Consider the following 15,946-nt stretch of genomic DNA (forward strand, 5'->3'; position numbering starts at 1 on the left):
GGCTAACTAACATGGAAAAAGAAATAGGTTTAAAGCGGGAAATAGGTGTATGGGGACTATCGGCTAACATCGTCAACATCATTGTAGGCGCAGGGATATTTGTGTTGCCTGCAATTGTTGCCGAAATCATGGGGACATCTGGAATTTTTGTTTACTTATTCTGCGGGTTCCTCATTGCTTTAGTGATGCTGTGTTTTGCAGAGGCAGGGAGCAAAGTAGCCCGATCAGGCGGGGCATATGCCTATGTGGAAACAGCATTTGGTCCGTATTCTGGCTTTTTGGCTGCCGTATTCATGGTGATGGGCAGTGCTTTTTCAGATGCCGCAGTTGCAAATGCACTAGTAGAATTGATCGGATTGGCTTTCCCGGTTTTTACGAATCATATCATCCGTGTTTTACTTTTGTTTTTGATTTTTGGAGGGTTGGCTTATCTCAATGTAATAGGTGTGAAGCAGGGAATCGGCTTGGTGAAAATTAATACCGTTGCCAAATTAACCCCTTTGGTATTACTTATATTCTTTAGTTGGAAAGATGTGACGCTGGCTAACTTATATATAGAAACGGCTCCGTCCTTCAAAAATTTTGGCGCGGCTTCTCTGATTTTGTTCTTTGCTTTTCAGGGTGGGGACGCAGGATTAACAGTTGGTGGGGAGATAAAAAATCCTCAGAAGACAGTCCCAAAGGCCATTTTCATAGGGATAACATTCGTTCTAATTCTTTACGTTCTTATCCAAACTGTTTCCCAAGGAGTGTTGGGAGACCAATTACCACAGTTTAAGGAAGCCCCCTTGGCATCTGTTGCCAGTGTCGTTTTTGGGCCTATAGGCTACACGCTGTTATTAATTACCGCAGGAGTATCTATGTTTGGAATGCTGAGTGGGGAAATATTGAACCTACCACGGGTAATTTTTGGTCTGGCAAGTGACCGGGTTATTCCTCTGGAAAAACTGGCTGCTATCCATCCAAGATTTAAAACACCGTATTTTTCGATCTTATTATATGCCGGAATAGGCTTTACCTTAGCAGCTATCGGGGGATTCCGTCAGTTGGCTGTGATTGCTTCAGCAAGTATGCTGTTGGTCTATTTTGGAGTGGCTCTGTCGGTCATCAAACTCAGAAAGACTAAATCCCAACCAGGTGATTTTAAAATCCCATTCGGCTATACGATACCTGTTCTTTCTGCCGGAATTATCTTGTTCTTTCTTTCGAATCTATCAGGATATGAGAAGGTCGGAATTCTCATTTTTGTAATGACACTTTCCCTGATTTACTTTTTGGTTAAGCTCGTTTCAAGAGGAAAAACGTAACATGGGGTTCTCCAGAGGAATTTATAAGGCTTTCGGAAAATCAAGATGGTGAATTTGAAAACCAGAGACAGTAAAAAAACACAAAATATAGTGATTTAGGTTCGGTTCAAACATATTGCGAAACCCTCTAAATACGGCTCAGTTCCTATAGGTTTTGAGCCGTAGTTTCAGTCAGATTGAGCAGATTCAATTTCGAAAAGACATTTAATCTGCTAACTCAAATAAACATGATTTGAATTAAACCAATTCTTGCCTGCCTTTTCCGTACTTTTGCGGCATGAATTACCTTTCGGTCGAAAATCTCAGTAAAGCGTTCGGTGAGCGCAAGCTTTTTTCCAATATTTCTTTTGGCATTTCCCAAGGTCAGAAAATTGCCCTGGTAGGCATCAATGGCGCGGGTAAATCCACGCTGATGAAGATCATCATGGGCCTGGAGATCCCTGACACAGGGCAAGTTGGAATCAACCAACAAGTGAAAGTGGCTTATGTACACCAAAACCCGGTTTTTGAGGGTACAATGAGTATTTATCAGACCATATTTGATCAAAGTAATTCTGAAGTGCTGAAGGTGATTGAAGATTATCACAAGGCCATGCTGGAAGCAGAACGAGGTATTGATAATTCTGCGAAAATGGCGGTATTGTTTGAGAAAATGGATGCCTTCCAGGCTTGGGATTTTGAATATCAAGTGAAGGAGGTTCTAGGCAAACTGGGCCTTCATGATACTGATCTTCCTGTTGGCACCCTTTCCGGAGGGCAACGTAAGCGGGTGGCATTGGCCAAAGCCATCCTGGAAAAACCTGATTTGTTGCTTCTCGATGAGCCGACCAACCACCTTGATCTAGAGACCATAGAATGGCTGGAAGACTATTTGGCCAAAGCCAATCTGGCCCTTTTCATGGTCACTCACGACCGCTATTTCCTGGAGAAAGTAACCAATGAGATCTTAGAGCTTGACCAGGGAAAAGTACACCGGTACTTAGGGAACTATGGCTACTTCCTGGACAAAAAAGAAGAGCGGATGGAGATCGAAGATATAGAGCTCGAAAAAGCCAAAAGCCTCTACAAAAAGGAACTTGATTGGATCAGACGTCAACCGAAGGCCAGAAGCACCAAAGCTAAATACCGTGTGGATGCTTTCGAAGACACCAAAGAAAAAGCCTCCCAAAAGCGTGAGGAACGCGATATTCAGTTGACTGTGACCACGCAGCGGCTTGGAAATAAAATCATAGAAATCGAAAAAATAAATAAGGCTTTCGGCGACAAAACCATTGTAAATGACTTTTCCTACACATTCAAAAAGAAAGACAGGATCGGAATAGTAGGGCCAAACGGTGCCGGTAAAACGACTTTTCTGAATATGATCACTGGGCAGATGGCACCTGATTCGGGAACCGTTGCCATCGGGCAGACTACCGCTTTTGGCTATTACAAACAGGAAGAGGGTAGTTTTGATGAGGAAAAGCGGCTGATAGATATTGTAAAAGAAGTCGCAGAAGTGGTAACAATTGCAGGCGGGGCGACGATTACTGTTTCCCAGTTTTTAACCCAATTCGGATTTCCGCCTAAACAACAACATACACCAGTCGCCAAACTCAGTGGTGGGGAGCGTAGAAGGCTGCAACTTTTAATGGTCTTGATCAAGAATCCGAATTTCCTGATTCTCGATGAGCCTACCAATGACCTGGATCTGATGACGCTGAACACGCTGGAGGAGTTTTTGGATACATTCCCGGGTTGTTTAATCATTGTTTCCCATGATAGGTATTTTATGGATCGTCTGGTGGAGCACTTGTTTGTCTTCGAAGGAGAAGGTGAGATCAGTGATTTCCCTGGCAACTATTCTGAATTCCGTGAAACAGAAAAGAGCCAAGAACCTAGGGCAAAGAGTCAAGAAGAAAAGACACAGGTAGCAAGTAGCAAGAACCAGGATCAGAAAGGTCAGGATTTCGTTTCATCTCCCGCAAAAGTAAAAGCCAGTTTTAAGCAGAAAAACGAATTCAAGGAAGTGAATGCTGCTATAGCTAAACTTGAAAAGGAGAAAGCTGCCATTACCGAAAAAATATCTATAGGCATAGCCGATCATGAGGAATTGATCAAGCAATCCAACCGAATTGGGGAAATAGATGCTGAGTTGGAAGAATTGGAATTGACTTGGCTGGAATTAAGTGAATTGGACGGAATTGAGTAGGTAGAGAGTAATTCAAGTCTCTGAATAGTCAGACTTGACTCCAAGCAATTAAATCTTCGGACTTCGTTAATGACCCTTACCAGGGCTATCAAAAGACTTGATTAGCGTAGACACAAGCCGAAGTCCTTGCGCCTATCTTGGTTCTAAACTCCCGGCTCTTTACTCTAGTCTCAATTTACCTGTGTCTTGATACTAAATTGTAGCTATCGTCAATTAATACAAAAAAGCAACCTTTACTCCACCATACCAGTTCCTAGTTGGGGCAGGCTGATAATATCTTCCACCAAAAGGATTAAGGTCATTCCCTAAGGAATATACTTCATCAGTGAGGTTATCCACACCGGCAAAAGCTTCCAGTTCCCATTTTCCAACAAAGGTTCTTGCCCAGCCAACTCTCATATTTACGAGATTATATGCATCCTGATATACAGTATTAGCATCATCCAAAGGGATTTCATCTACGTATTGGTGGGTGAAATTCACATAGAACCCTGGTGAAGTTCGAAGATCCAAACGGGTGACCAAGGTATTTGGCGAAACTCCCGTCAGGTCATTTCCAGAGTAATCATTGTCCTCTTTCTGATAATCTTTGAATGTAAAATAATGACCCGTGAATGCTGTCCCTATTTTTAAATCCCGGATAAAAGCGGTCTCATTCCTGATCAACGCATAATCAATCGCTGTTTCAATCCCTTTTTGATCCGTGGAACCAGCGTTCCGAAAAAGAACAACTCCTTGTGCGTTGGTATACGTGGTGATCGTTTGGTCTAGATTGAAGTAAAAAGCCGTCAAATCCAGGTTCAATTTTCCTTTTCCCAATCTATATCCAATTTCATAATTCAATCCTTTTTCTGCTTCCAAGTCGAGATTCAGGCTTCCCTCATTTGTCCTGACTTCATCGATGGTAGGAGGGGAAAAACCGCTACTTATACTTCCATATACTCCGGAATAAGGACTAAACTGATAATTTAGTGCAAATCTCGGAACGACAATCGGATCGAATTTCCGTGTCTGCAAGTCGGTAGCGCCTCCCGATGCATCGATTTGTCGATCCACCTGCAAACTGCTGAAATTTTCGCTGAGCGCGAAAGTGACCATAAAATTGTCCAGCAAATCCCATTCTGCCTGCTGAAATAAAAATCCCTGAGTAGCCTGTAGCTTATCAGCAAACCTCACTGTATCGGCTACTCCGTTGACATTGCCAAAGTTCTGTGCGTCCGTCAAGCTAGTCTGGTATTCTCCACCTGCAATGATTCTCAGGTCTTTTCCCGCCAATTTCCCGTCAAAAGTGAAAGCCGTTCTGCCTCCAAAACCAAAACCTAATTCCTTCTTATAGTCAAGAATAAAAGGATTTTCGAAATCATTGGTAGTTAGGTAAAGGGTCGTAGAATTCTTGAACTTCGATGAGAATCTATATAAATGCCCAAGAGAAGCGAATACTGATTGCTGGGAAATTGAGCTGTTTTGTTCTACCGATCCGGGCCGGGCTTGCGTGGGATCTTCAGCCAATTGATCGGCATTGAGCGCTCCCGGAATCTGATAATCCAGATCCGAAACCAGCAATTGGGTTCTGATCTCCTGCCGGTCTGAAAGATTAAAAAAACCACCCAACTGAAATACCTGTCTATCCATGGCTGACTGCTCGCGATAGCCATCTGCTTTTTGGCTGACATAGGATGCCTCAAATCCTCCATTCCCCACCTGCTGGGAAATCCCCAATCTATAACGGGTCATTCCAAAATTTCCCACCATAAAATCAGCGGAAACTCCGTCTCCTTCAGCAGGATTTGCGGGACTGTAAAGATTTACCACACCGCCGTTTCCAGCACCATAAATACTTCCCGAAGGGCCTTTGATTACTTCGGCACTCCTGATATTGGACACATCCAATAGATTAAGAGCAGTGGTTCCATCAGGGGAAGTGAATGGGACATCGTTCCAATAAACCTTCACATTCCGTACACCAAACGGTGCACGGAGAGAACTTCCACGGATTGATATCCTATAACTGGCAGGGGCACGTTCTTCGATGCGGATTCCAGGTTTGGTATTGAATGAATTGACTAGTGAAGCCTCATTGAACCGGTTGAAATCCTGTTCCGAAACCACCACGACAGATGCCGACTGCTCCATAAGTGACCGCTCCGACTCAAACGCTGAAACGGTAATTTCCGAGAGATTTATGATGGCTTTGGTAAGAGAGACTATTACCAACTCTCCAGGGATGATTTCCTTGGTTTCCCGTTCATAGCCTGCTAGTTCGAGTTGAATGAGTAGTTTTTCTGAAGAATCTATGGCTATCTCACCTTCCGCATTGCTTGAAGCCAAAAACCTGCCATTCGCACTTGCCTGCACATTCTCTATAGGCAGGCGGGTTGTTGCATCGAGTACTTTGATCTGGATCTGTGCCTGGGACAAAGTGGAAATAAGTATAAATACCAGTGAAAGAATTTTATTCATAATGGCAAATTAAATGCTTTATAATGAAGAATCGGACGTAATGTTACCAAAGGTCATCTGCTTTTGTACCAGATCACGTACTGTTTTTGATTCCCGATCAAAAGAACTAATTTTCTGGCTTAATCTCCTTATAATGAAAAATTCTCTTTGGCTGGCATTGCTGTTAGGCCTTTCTTTCTGCGCTGAAAAAGCAACTCCCCCTGCCCCGGTTTTACCTGTTCCAGAGCCTCGACAGATCGCTTGGCAAGAACTTGAATTCTATGGTTTTGTACATTTCAACATGAATACATTCTCTGATCGGGAATGGGGTTTTGGTGATGAAAAGCCGGAAATGTTTAACCCTTCGGACCTCCAGCCTAGGCAGTGGGCCCAAGTAGCTTCTGAGGCCGGAATGAAAGGTTTGATCATTACCGCAAAGCATCACGACGGTTTTGTACTTTGGCCATCCGAATACACCGAGCATTCTATCAAAAACAGCCCCTGGAAAGACGGCAAGGGAGATCTGATCAAAGAACTTGCAGAGGCATGCAAAGAATATGGACTAAAATTCGGTATCTACTATTCCCCATGGGATCGAAATCATCCTGACTATGGAAAGCCAGAATACATCACCTACATGAGAAACCAATTGACTGAGCTCCTTACAAATTATGGGGATATTTTTGAAGTTTGGTTTGATGGAGCAAACGGCGGTGATGGCTACTATGGCGGTGCCAATGAAGTTCGGAAAGTTGATAAATTAACGTACTACGATTGGCCAAATACCTATAAGCTCGTGCGTGAATTGCAACCGGGCGCGATGATGTTTAGCGATGGAGGTCCTGATGTTCGATGGGTTGGAAATGAGCATGGTTTTGCTTACGAATCTACCTGGTCAAATTTGATGAGGGACTCTGTTTACGCAGGAATGCCCGAATACCCGGAGAAGTATGCCTCTGGACAGGAAAATGGCACACATTGGGTACCCGCGGAGGCAGATGTGTCCATCCGTCCAGGCTGGTATTACCACAAGTATGAAGATCACAAAGTCCGCTCTTTGCCGGAGTTACTTGAAATCTACTATAAAAGTATCGGCAGAAACAGCTCTTTGCTAATCAACTTTCCGGTGGATACGCGAGGATTGATCCATGAAAATGACGTGGAGGCAATCATGAGGCTTTCCCATAAAATCAAGGAGGACTTTGCAAACAATCTTGCGCCCTTGGCTACAGCAAAAGCAAACGAGGAAAGAGGGCTTGGATACGAAGTGGAAAATGTACTGGATGGAGATTATGAAACCTATTGGACTACTGAAGATGGAAGTAAAACCGGCGAAATAACGCTGGAATTCGGCAAAGAAATCACTTTCAATAGGCTTTTGCTTCAAGAATATACCCCGCTCGGTCAACGGGTGAAAAACTTTGTTTTAGAAAAAGAAACTGAAGGAAACTGGGAGAAAATCATTGAGGCAACTACTATTGGGCACAAGAGAATTCTACGATTCCCTGATGTGACAGCCGGTTCGGTTCGCATCCGGTTTACAGATGGGAAAGATATTCCGGTCATTTCTGAGATTGGGATATACCACGCCCCAAAACTGATGCTACCTCCAACTTACGCTAGAAACAAGCTGGGTGAGATCACATTAGCAAGTCCAGAAGAGGGATTGGAAGTTTATTACACCCTAGATGGATCCGAGCCATCTGCTGAGAGCAAAAAGTATACATCTCCATTTCAAGTAGAAAATCCCGCTACACTAAAAGCAATTTCTCTAAATTCTGCTACAGGTAAAATTAGTGAAGCAATAACTGTAGAAGTGGATTTGGCTAAAGCAAAATGGTCCACCCAACAGAAAGAAGGTGAAAAGCTGATTGACGGGAATCCTCATAGTTTTGTGACAAGTGAAGCCAATAGTGTCACAATTGATCTTGGAGAGGAGGTTGAGCTCAAAGGGTTCACATACCTGCCCATGCAAGCGCGTTACCCAAGCGGCTTTATCACCAATTATGTCTTTGAAGTGAGTTCAGATGGGAAAAACTTCCGGAAGGTAGCTTCCGGTGAATTTTCAAATATTGTCAATAGCCCAATTGAGCAGATCGTCCATTTTGACGAAGTCAAAGGCAAATTTATTCGCTTAAAAGCCAGTAAAACTGCAGATGGAAATGCCGCGACCTTTGCTGAAATCGGAGTTTTAACAAAGTAAAGGAAGGCAACAATGTATGGTATTCACTGATGATGACAAGATTTACCTCATCAATTTATAATAGGAGAAGTATTGAATCAATAAGAAGCAAAACCCATCCTGAGGTAGTATCCGAATTGCATCAGCTCCATACAGAATGACTTACTCTTAATCTGGAAACCCTGTCAAAAAAGGATGGTTATTAAAAGTCATTATGGCTACATTGAGCGCTCGATTTAATAAAACCCAATCCTAATACCTATGAATAGACGAATCGCACTCAGGCATCTCGCACTGATTTCGGGAGGACTTGCTCTGGTTCCCTCCTGTGATTTTAGCTCCGATGATATCCTGGCAGCTTATGACAAGCTAAAAATCACCAGTTCCCAGAAACAACTTCTGGGAGAAATCTCCAACACGATCATCCCAGCAGGCGAGCTCAAAGGCGCTTTGGACCTGGAAGTGCCGGATTTCATCCTGGTTATGGTCAACGATTGTTTAAAAAAAGAAGAACAAGATCTTTTCACCCAAGGTCTCACAGCATTTCCAACGTATGCCAAAAACACCGCTGGAGGTAGATTTGAAAAACTGGAAACCAAGGAAAAAGAGTCGCTTATCCAGAATGGTCTCAAGCTAGAAGGTGAAGAAAATAAAGCCCTTTCTTATTTTATCAATGTAACAAAGAGGTTGACTATCCAGGGATATATGGCTTCGGAATACATTCAGACTGAAGTGGTCCCATACTCCCTTATACCCGGCACCTATAATGGTGCTGTACTGATTTCCGATACCCACAAACCGCATATCAATGGCTAATTTAAATATCCAGAATAAACAAGAACGAACTTACCAAGCCATTGTCATCGGATCCGGAGCCAGCGGAGGTTGGGCTGCAAAGGAGTTTGGAGATCTAGGAGTGAAAACTTTGGTACTGGAGCGTGGACGTAATGTAGAGCACGTCAAAGATTACCCTACCACCAATATGCTCCCTTATGAATTTAAACATAGAGGAAAAATCCCACAGGAAATACTCGATGAGAATCCGATTGTGGCAAAGTGCTATGCTTTTGGAGAAGATTCAGCGCATTTTTTCGTGAAGGATGCCGAACAACCCTACATTCAGGAAAAACCTTTTGACTGGATCAGAGGGTACCAGGTGGGTGGAAAATCACTTCTTTGGGCACGGCAGGTTCAGCGTTGGTCAGACTATGATTTTGAGGGCCCTGCAAGAGACGGATTTGCGGTGGATTGGCCCATTCGCTATCAGGACATTGCGCCTTGGTACAGCCATGTAGAGAAATTTGCTGGTGTATCCGGGAATAAAGATGGCTTGGACGTATTACCTGACGGAGAATTCCTGCCTGGTTACGATCTTAATGTTGTTGAAAAACATTTTGCACAAAAACTGAAAGAATCCTACGGTGGTGATCGCCATATGATTTCTGCCAGATGTGCCCATATCAACGGTCCACATCAGCAATTTGCTGAGCAAGGGCGGGCTTTCTGCCAAAACAGAAATCTTTGCCAGCGTGGTTGTCCATTCGGAGGGTATTTCAGCAGTAATTCCTCTACACTGCCTTGGGCTCTAAAAAGCGGAAACGTGACCCTGAGACCGGACTCTGTGGTTCATTCCATTATTTATGATGATGAAAAAGGAAAAGCGACCGGAGTAAGAGTGATAGATGCCCACACAAAAGAAATGGAGGAATTCTATGCAGATGTAATATTCCTCAATGCAGCAGCGATTAATTCGAATCTGATTTTGATGAATTCAATTTCTAGTCGTTTTCCAAATGGGTTGGGAAATGACAGTGGGCTTTTAGGCAAATATTTTGCCTTTCATAATTACCGTGCCGGTGTAAGTGCCTCTTTCGATGGCTATATGGAATACACTACTTCAGGCGGAAGGCCTACCAGTGGATACATTCCCAGGTTTAGAAATGTGAAGAAGCAGGAAACAGATTTCCTCCGTGGCTATGCCGGAGGATTCAGTGCCTATCGCTCAGGGGGTTACAACGGCGGGGACAGAATCGGGATGGAGCTGAAAGAAGGGTTGCTAAATCCGGCGGCTCCCGACGGGCCATGGAGAGTAGGATCACACATGATGGGTGAGACGATTCCAAAAGAATCTAATTTCCTTGCATTGGACACTAAAAATCTTGATCCTTACGGCCTTCCGACGATGAAATTCAATGTGTCGTATGATGAGAATGATGAGAAAATGATCCTGGACTATCAGGAGCAGATTTCTGAAATGTTTGAAAAAGCTGGATTTACGGACATATCTGTAAGAGATGATCACCGATCCCCTGGTCTTGACATTCACGAAATGGGCGGAGTCAGAATGGGTAAGGATCCAAAGACTTCCCTACTTAACCGAAACCATCAGCTTCATGCCGCACCAAATGTCTATGTAACTGATGGAGCTTGTATGACTTCCACGTCCACCCAAAACCCGACATTGACCTATATGGCTTTTGCAGCCAGGGCAGCGCATCATGCTGTGGAAGAAAGTAAAAAAGGGTAACAATAGCTGAACTTGATACAGGCAAAGCCCCTGGGAAGTATTTCTTCCCAGGGGCTTACTTTTTTATTCAGTTGCGGGACCGACCCGATCTAGCTGATTTTCAACTGTTTTGCTTATTATCACAGCAATACTAAGATAATTCACCTGTGAAATGAACAATTTTAGAGTTAATGCGTGTTAAAAGTCAGGTTATTAAACCAGCCCAACTTTATTATGAAATCGAGCATGACCAAAATAACAAACCGCGGGATGATTATAATTCATGCGAGATTCCATGCGGCCTATAAAAGACAAATTATAAACTGATGAAAATAGGCATTGTTTGCTACCCGACCTTTGGAGGTAGTGGAGTAGTAGCGACAGAACTAGGAAAAGGTCTAGCTAAAATCGGTCATGAAGTGCATTTCATCACCTATAAGCAGCCTACCAGATTGGACTTTTTCAGCGAAAATCTGTATTACCATGAGGTAGATATCAAAAGCTACCCTCTCTTTGAGCACGCTCCATACGAATTGGCGTTGGCAAGCAAGATGGTGAGCGTGGTCAAATACGAAAAGTTGGATCTTCTTCATGTACACTATGCCATTCCTCATGCTTCGGCCGCATATATGGCCAAGCAAATTTTAAAGACTGAAGGCATTCATATTCCTGTAGTGACTACGCTCCATGGAACTGACATCACTTTGGTAGGAAAAGATCCCAGTTATGAACCGGTAGTCACTTTTAGTATCAATCAATCCGATGGAGTAACAGCGGTATCTGAAGATTTGAGGAAAGAAACCTTTGCATTCTTCGATATTCAGCGGGAGATCGAAGTTATTCCGAACTTTATTGATCTTGAAAGATTCAAGCGACAAAGAAAAGAGCACTTCAAATTGGCAATCTGTCCAAATGGAGAAAAGCTAATGGTTCATACATCAAATTTCAGAAAAGTAAAACGCGTAGAGGATGTAATCCGTGTATTTTATGAGACCCGGAAAGAGATTCCTGCGAAATTACTTCTGGTAGGTGATGGTCCTGAGCGCGACAAAATGGAACGACTTTGCAGGGAGCTCGGAACCTGTGACGATGTGCGCTTTTTAGGGAAATTAGATGCTGTGGAAGAAGTACTTTCAGTTGCGGATCTATTTTTGATGCCTTCTGAGAAAGAAAGTTTTGGTCTGGCGGCATTGGAGGCGATGGCTTGCGAGGTTCCTATCCTCTCCTCTAATGCAGGCGGTATTCCTGAGCTCAACATCGATGGTGTGACAGGATTTGTTTGTGAGATAGGTGATATCCAAACTATGAAGGAAAAAGCGTTATATATCTTAGATGATGCGAACCTTGCCACCTTCAAAACCAATGCACTGGCAAGAGCAAAGGAATTTGATATTTCAGAGATTTTGCCGCTTTATGTGTCTTATTACCAAAAGACCATTGAGTCTACCATGGCAGAAATTTGATTATAACCTGATTATTGTCATTAGAATCACAGGGACAAAACACCGTTTTAACTTATCTTTGTGAATAATTCCTGATTGAGTATCTGAAGAATTAGGATAGTTTTATTTTAGTAGCTTATGAAATCGACACGAGCATAATCATCATTAAAACGCACAGGGTAAAGATGATTATAATCGTCAAAGATTCCATGTGACTAATAAAAATTAATTATAAACACATGAAATCGAGCATGCCTAATAGCGTCACACAGGGATGATTATTATGTATGTGAGATTCCATCTGACCATAAAAAACAAATTATAAGCAGATGAAATCGAGCATGTTGCAGGCAGCACACAGAGAGATGATTATCTACCATGCAAGATTCCATATGGCCTTTAAAAAGCAAATTATAATCATATGAAAAAGATTGGAAGATTGGATAAGCCGGACAATTTTGGTACCGCCCAGATGTTCTCCAACCCTATTCTGGAAAGAATAACTCGTACCCCAATTTGGATGCCAATTGCAATGTTCATCATTTTGGGATGTACATCAGTATACTTTGGGATCCAAAAAACTGAAGTAGGCGTGGGCACAGCCATTTTGCTGTTCGTGACAGGTTATATAGGATTTACATTCGTTGAATACATGATGCATAAGCACTTTTTCCATATGGAGCCTAATACTCCTATCAAGGATAAGTTGCAGTACACTGTACATGGCGTACACCACGATTATCCTAAGGACAAGGACAGGTTAGCAATGCCCCCTTTTGTCAGTGCTGCCTATGCAGCTATTCTCTACCTGATCTTCAAATTGATCATGGGAGATCTTGCATTTTATTTTCTTCCCGGATTTCTGTTTGGCTACGCCTTATATTTAGGGATCCACTACGTAGTCCATGCTTTACAGCCGCCTAAAAATTTTATGAAAATACTTTGGGTGCACCATGCCATTCATCATTACAAAGATCCTGATGTAGCATTTGGGGTAAGTACACCACTCTGGGATTATATTCTCGGAACAGTACCCAAAAAAGATTGATGAATCCAGACCTCCTGACATCCAGGAGGTTTTTTTATTCAACAAAACAGCATGAAATCGAGCATGACTCCAGCGTCACACACTGGGATGATTATTCACCATGCGAGATTCCATATGTCCCTTAAAAGGCAAATTATAATCAGATGAAACATCCATGACAAGGAGCTTGACACAAAAGGGCATGATTAATAACTTTATGGGGTATTCGAAGGACGATTTTTACTGGAGGTTGAAATATCTTAATAAGCTACGAGCTTTCAGAAACCCCGCAGATGAAACTGTCCTCACAGCTAAGCACAAAAGAGTATCGCCAATCCCGACTTCAATCGGGAGGGAGCATGAACATGAAATTTTAACTTTCTTAGCTGTTATTTTCTTACACTTGGTTTCCCGATTTTTTTATTGGGTAAGGGGACATGTATGCTCTTTCAAACAGGTAAAAATCTTTACCCGTTCAAAACCAACACGTTACGTAATTTTCCAACAGCTTAAATTAAACACATGAAAAAAATAGCAATAATAGGTCTTGGCTGGATAGGTCTGCCTTTGGCAAAGTTACTTAAGCAAGACGGTTACGAAGTAGTGGGAAGTACCACCACTGCAGAAAAACAACGTGACTTACTTCAAGAGGGAATTAATGCCATTCACTTCTCCCTAGTGCCCTATCCGCAGGGAACAGGATTTCAGGAATTATTCAATTCTGAAATCCTCGTCATCAATATCCCTCCCCGCAGCCGCAACACGGATGGAAAATTTTACCTGGAGCAACTGAAGTTTCTCCAAAGCATAGTGGAACAATCGGTTATTCAAAAAGTAATTTTTGTTTCCAGTACAGGGGTTTATCCAGAAGAAACCCGGACTGAAGCCTATACTGAAGAGGAAATTTTAAATCCAAGCAACACAGGCAATATCACCCAGCTAAAAGGGGAGTTGACCTTCTCAGGGGGGAAAGATCTCACTATTGTGCGCTTTGGCGGACTTCTCGGGGACAACAGGATACCTGGAAATTACGTCGCAGGTAAAGAAAACGTGGCCGGGCATACCCGTGTAAATTTCATCTATAGAAGTGATGCTGCCCGCCTACTTCACTGGATAATTGCAAATGAACTTTGGAACGAGACCTTTAATGGCGTGGCTCCTGTCCATTCTCTGAGAAAGGATATTTATGCAAAGAATGCTTCCGACCTCGGACTATTGCCTCCTGCCAGCTATCAGCATGGTGCGGCAAGTGAGGATAGATTGATTTCAGGCGAAAAAATCATCAGGACAGGATTTAAATTCGACTATCCCAACCCGCTTGACTTTCCTTATTCAAAATAATCTGGCGCCATTTGGCACTGGCCTATCTACGGAAGTAAGGATTATTCCGCCCCCATCGGATTCAAAACCTGTTATTAGGATTTCCGACATAAAATCCGCAATCTGCCGAGGTGCAAAATTACAGACACAAACTACCTGTCTTCCCATCAAATCCTCTGGCTGATAATGGAGAGTAATCTGGGCGGAGGATTTTTTTACACCAATATTTTCTCCCAGATCTACCCAAATTTTATAAGCGGGTTTTCGTGCTTTTTCAAACTGTTCTACCCGGATAATAGTCCCTATACGTAATTCTATTTTGTCGAAATCTTTGTAATCAATCGTTTGCATAGTCAATTTTTTTCCTAATTTTAGGAACCTTTTACAAAAGCACCCAGTAAGATATAAGGTAACCCCACATTATTATGGTCGGAATTTCAGATTTTCCTTTTACAAAAATCGCAATTTTCAGTTTAACTGTTATGACGCTATGCTTTTGGGCAGGAGATTCTATCGCTCAAAGTGAACAAGAAAAATCAGAAATGGAGCAGGAAAGGCCTATTAGCGACAAGCCTTTGACTGAGAATCATTCAGATGTTACTGATCTTCAAACTCCTGAGACTCTTACTCCTACTGCCACTACTGCCCCAAGTACTCATGCATCTCTACCAAAAAAAGACAATCATTTAAGCGGGGAAGGCAAAAAACCTGAAACGGCCCCTTCTACACTTTCTTTTAATATTTTTCTCTATATAGTTGATAAGTTCAAAGCAGATTAATCAATTTTCTGTCTGGAATTTTTCTAAATCTTGAAGACTTATCATTCCTTCATAATAAGCTCTTCCAAAAACAGCGGCCGACACCCCCATCTCTCTAAGTCGCCTGAAATCATCGACTCCCCTTACCCCACCACTGGCTGCGAGATTAATATCGGGAAATTTATCTCTGATCTTCTGGAATAAAGCAAAGTTAGGGCCTTCCATTACTCCGTCTCTTGTAATATCCGAACATTTGAGGTATTTCAACCCGCGCTCAAAGAAAAAGTCGATATGATCGAACAGATCTATTTCTGTCTTTTTCAACCAGCCCCTTATCTTGATTTTATTATCAGCAGGGTTGATATCCGCAGCAAGATTGATTTTTTCGCGCCCATATGAAAGGATGAATTGAGCAAAACGCTCTGGATTATTCGCCGCAACAGAGCTCGCTGTGATTGTGGCAGCGCCAAATTCAAAACATTTGATTACATCTCCATCCGTGGTAACCCCGCCGGTATAATCCACTTTCAACTCTGTATATCCTGCAATAGCTTCCAGAATATGATAATTCTTAGGTTCTCCTCTACGTGCACCATCCAAATCCACAAGATGAACCCTCTTAATTCCTATAGATTCAAAAGCCTGGGCAATTTCCAAAGGGTTATTGGAGATCACTTCTTCAGTGGAAAAATCGCCCCTTTTTAGTCGGACACATTTCCCATTGATTAGCCAAATGGACGGAATAATTTCAAACATCTTTATAATATTCAGGTT

General features: G+C 42.6%; 12 protein-coding genes. 9 read left to right on the forward strand and 3 right to left on the reverse strand.

Going from position 1 to position 15,946, the window contains the following annotated elements; genetic code table 11:
• Positions 1 to 11 precede the first annotated feature (11 nt).
• The gene (locus tag AS141_RS06850; RefSeq protein ID WP_057936905.1) at positions 12 to 1,307 is read left to right on the forward strand and encodes an APC family permease; all 1,296 of its coding nucleotides are present in this window, start codon (positions 12 to 14) and stop codon (positions 1,305 to 1,307) included.
• Positions 1,308 to 1,584: 277 nt separating this feature from the next.
• Positions 1,585 to 3,498, forward strand: coding sequence for an ABC-F family ATP-binding cassette domain-containing protein (locus tag AS141_RS06855; protein WP_057936906.1), 1,914 nt, complete (start codon positions 1,585 to 1,587; stop codon positions 3,496 to 3,498).
• Between the two features lie 213 nt (positions 3,499 to 3,711).
• Here the strand turns inward: AS141_RS06855 and AS141_RS06860 are convergent, their stop codons facing one another.
• Positions 3,712 to 5,958 carry a TonB-dependent receptor family protein gene (locus tag AS141_RS06860; RefSeq protein ID WP_057936907.1) on the reverse strand — a complete coding sequence of 749 codons (2,247 nt, stop codon included), beginning with the start codon at positions 5,956 to 5,958 and terminating at the stop codon, positions 3,712 to 3,714.
• Between the two features lie 133 nt (positions 5,959 to 6,091).
• Here AS141_RS06860 and AS141_RS06865 point away from each other — a divergent pair, with 133 nt between their 5' ends.
• From AS141_RS06865 to AS141_RS06895, 6 genes are all read left to right on the forward strand, one after another.
• Positions 6,092 to 8,140, forward strand: coding sequence for an alpha-L-fucosidase (locus AS141_RS06865; protein ID WP_057936908.1), 2,049 nt, complete (start codon positions 6,092 to 6,094; stop codon positions 8,138 to 8,140).
• 240 nt (positions 8,141 to 8,380) lie between these two features.
• Positions 8,381 to 8,935 carry a gluconate 2-dehydrogenase subunit 3 family protein gene (locus AS141_RS06870; protein WP_057936909.1) on the forward strand — a complete coding sequence of 185 codons (555 nt, stop codon included), beginning with the start codon at positions 8,381 to 8,383 and terminating at the stop codon, positions 8,933 to 8,935.
• Entirely contained in the window at positions 8,928 to 10,646 is a 1,719-nt protein-coding gene (locus AS141_RS06875) for a GMC oxidoreductase (RefSeq protein WP_057936910.1), read from the forward strand. Before AS141_RS06870 ends, AS141_RS06875 begins: the two co-directional genes overlap by 8 nt.
• A 305-nt stretch (positions 10,647 to 10,951) precedes the next feature.
• Positions 10,952 to 12,088, forward strand: coding sequence for an N-acetyl-alpha-D-glucosaminyl L-malate synthase BshA (gene bshA, locus AS141_RS06880; protein WP_057936911.1), 1,137 nt, complete (start codon positions 10,952 to 10,954; stop codon positions 12,086 to 12,088).
• 400 nt (positions 12,089 to 12,488) lie between these two features.
• The gene (locus AS141_RS06885) at positions 12,489 to 13,115 is read left to right on the forward strand and encodes a sterol desaturase family protein (protein WP_057936912.1); all 627 of its coding nucleotides are present in this window, start codon (positions 12,489 to 12,491) and stop codon (positions 13,113 to 13,115) included.
• A 501-nt stretch (positions 13,116 to 13,616) separates the two neighbouring features.
• On the forward strand, positions 13,617 to 14,435 hold the full coding sequence (locus AS141_RS06895) for an NAD-dependent epimerase/dehydratase family protein (RefSeq protein WP_057936914.1): 819 nt from the start codon (positions 13,617 to 13,619) through the stop codon (positions 14,433 to 14,435).
• Here AS141_RS06895 and AS141_RS06900 read toward each other — a convergent pair.
• Complete coding sequence (locus AS141_RS06900; protein ID WP_057936915.1) at positions 14,427 to 14,765, reverse strand: tRNA-binding protein; 339 nt, start codon at positions 14,763 to 14,765, stop codon at positions 14,427 to 14,429. The genes AS141_RS06895 and AS141_RS06900 overlap by 9 nt on opposite strands.
• Positions 14,766 to 14,839: 74 nt before the next feature.
• Here AS141_RS06900 and AS141_RS06905 point away from each other — a divergent pair, with 74 nt between their 5' ends.
• Positions 14,840 to 15,193, forward strand: coding sequence for a hypothetical protein (locus AS141_RS06905; RefSeq protein WP_057936916.1), 354 nt, complete (start codon positions 14,840 to 14,842; stop codon positions 15,191 to 15,193).
• Here the strand turns inward: AS141_RS06905 and AS141_RS06910 are convergent, their stop codons facing one another.
• The gene (locus tag AS141_RS06910; RefSeq protein ID WP_057936917.1) at positions 15,194 to 15,928 is read right to left on the reverse strand and encodes a 1-(5-phosphoribosyl)-5-[(5-phosphoribosylamino)methylideneamino]imidazole-4-carboxamide isomerase; all 735 of its coding nucleotides are present in this window, start codon (positions 15,926 to 15,928) and stop codon (positions 15,194 to 15,196) included.
• Positions 15,929 to 15,946: the final 18 nt, after the last annotated feature.

Source organism: Algoriphagus resistens (assembly GCF_001442615.1).
Classification (GTDB): domain Bacteria; phylum Bacteroidota; class Bacteroidia; order Cytophagales; family Cyclobacteriaceae; genus Algoriphagus; species Algoriphagus resistens.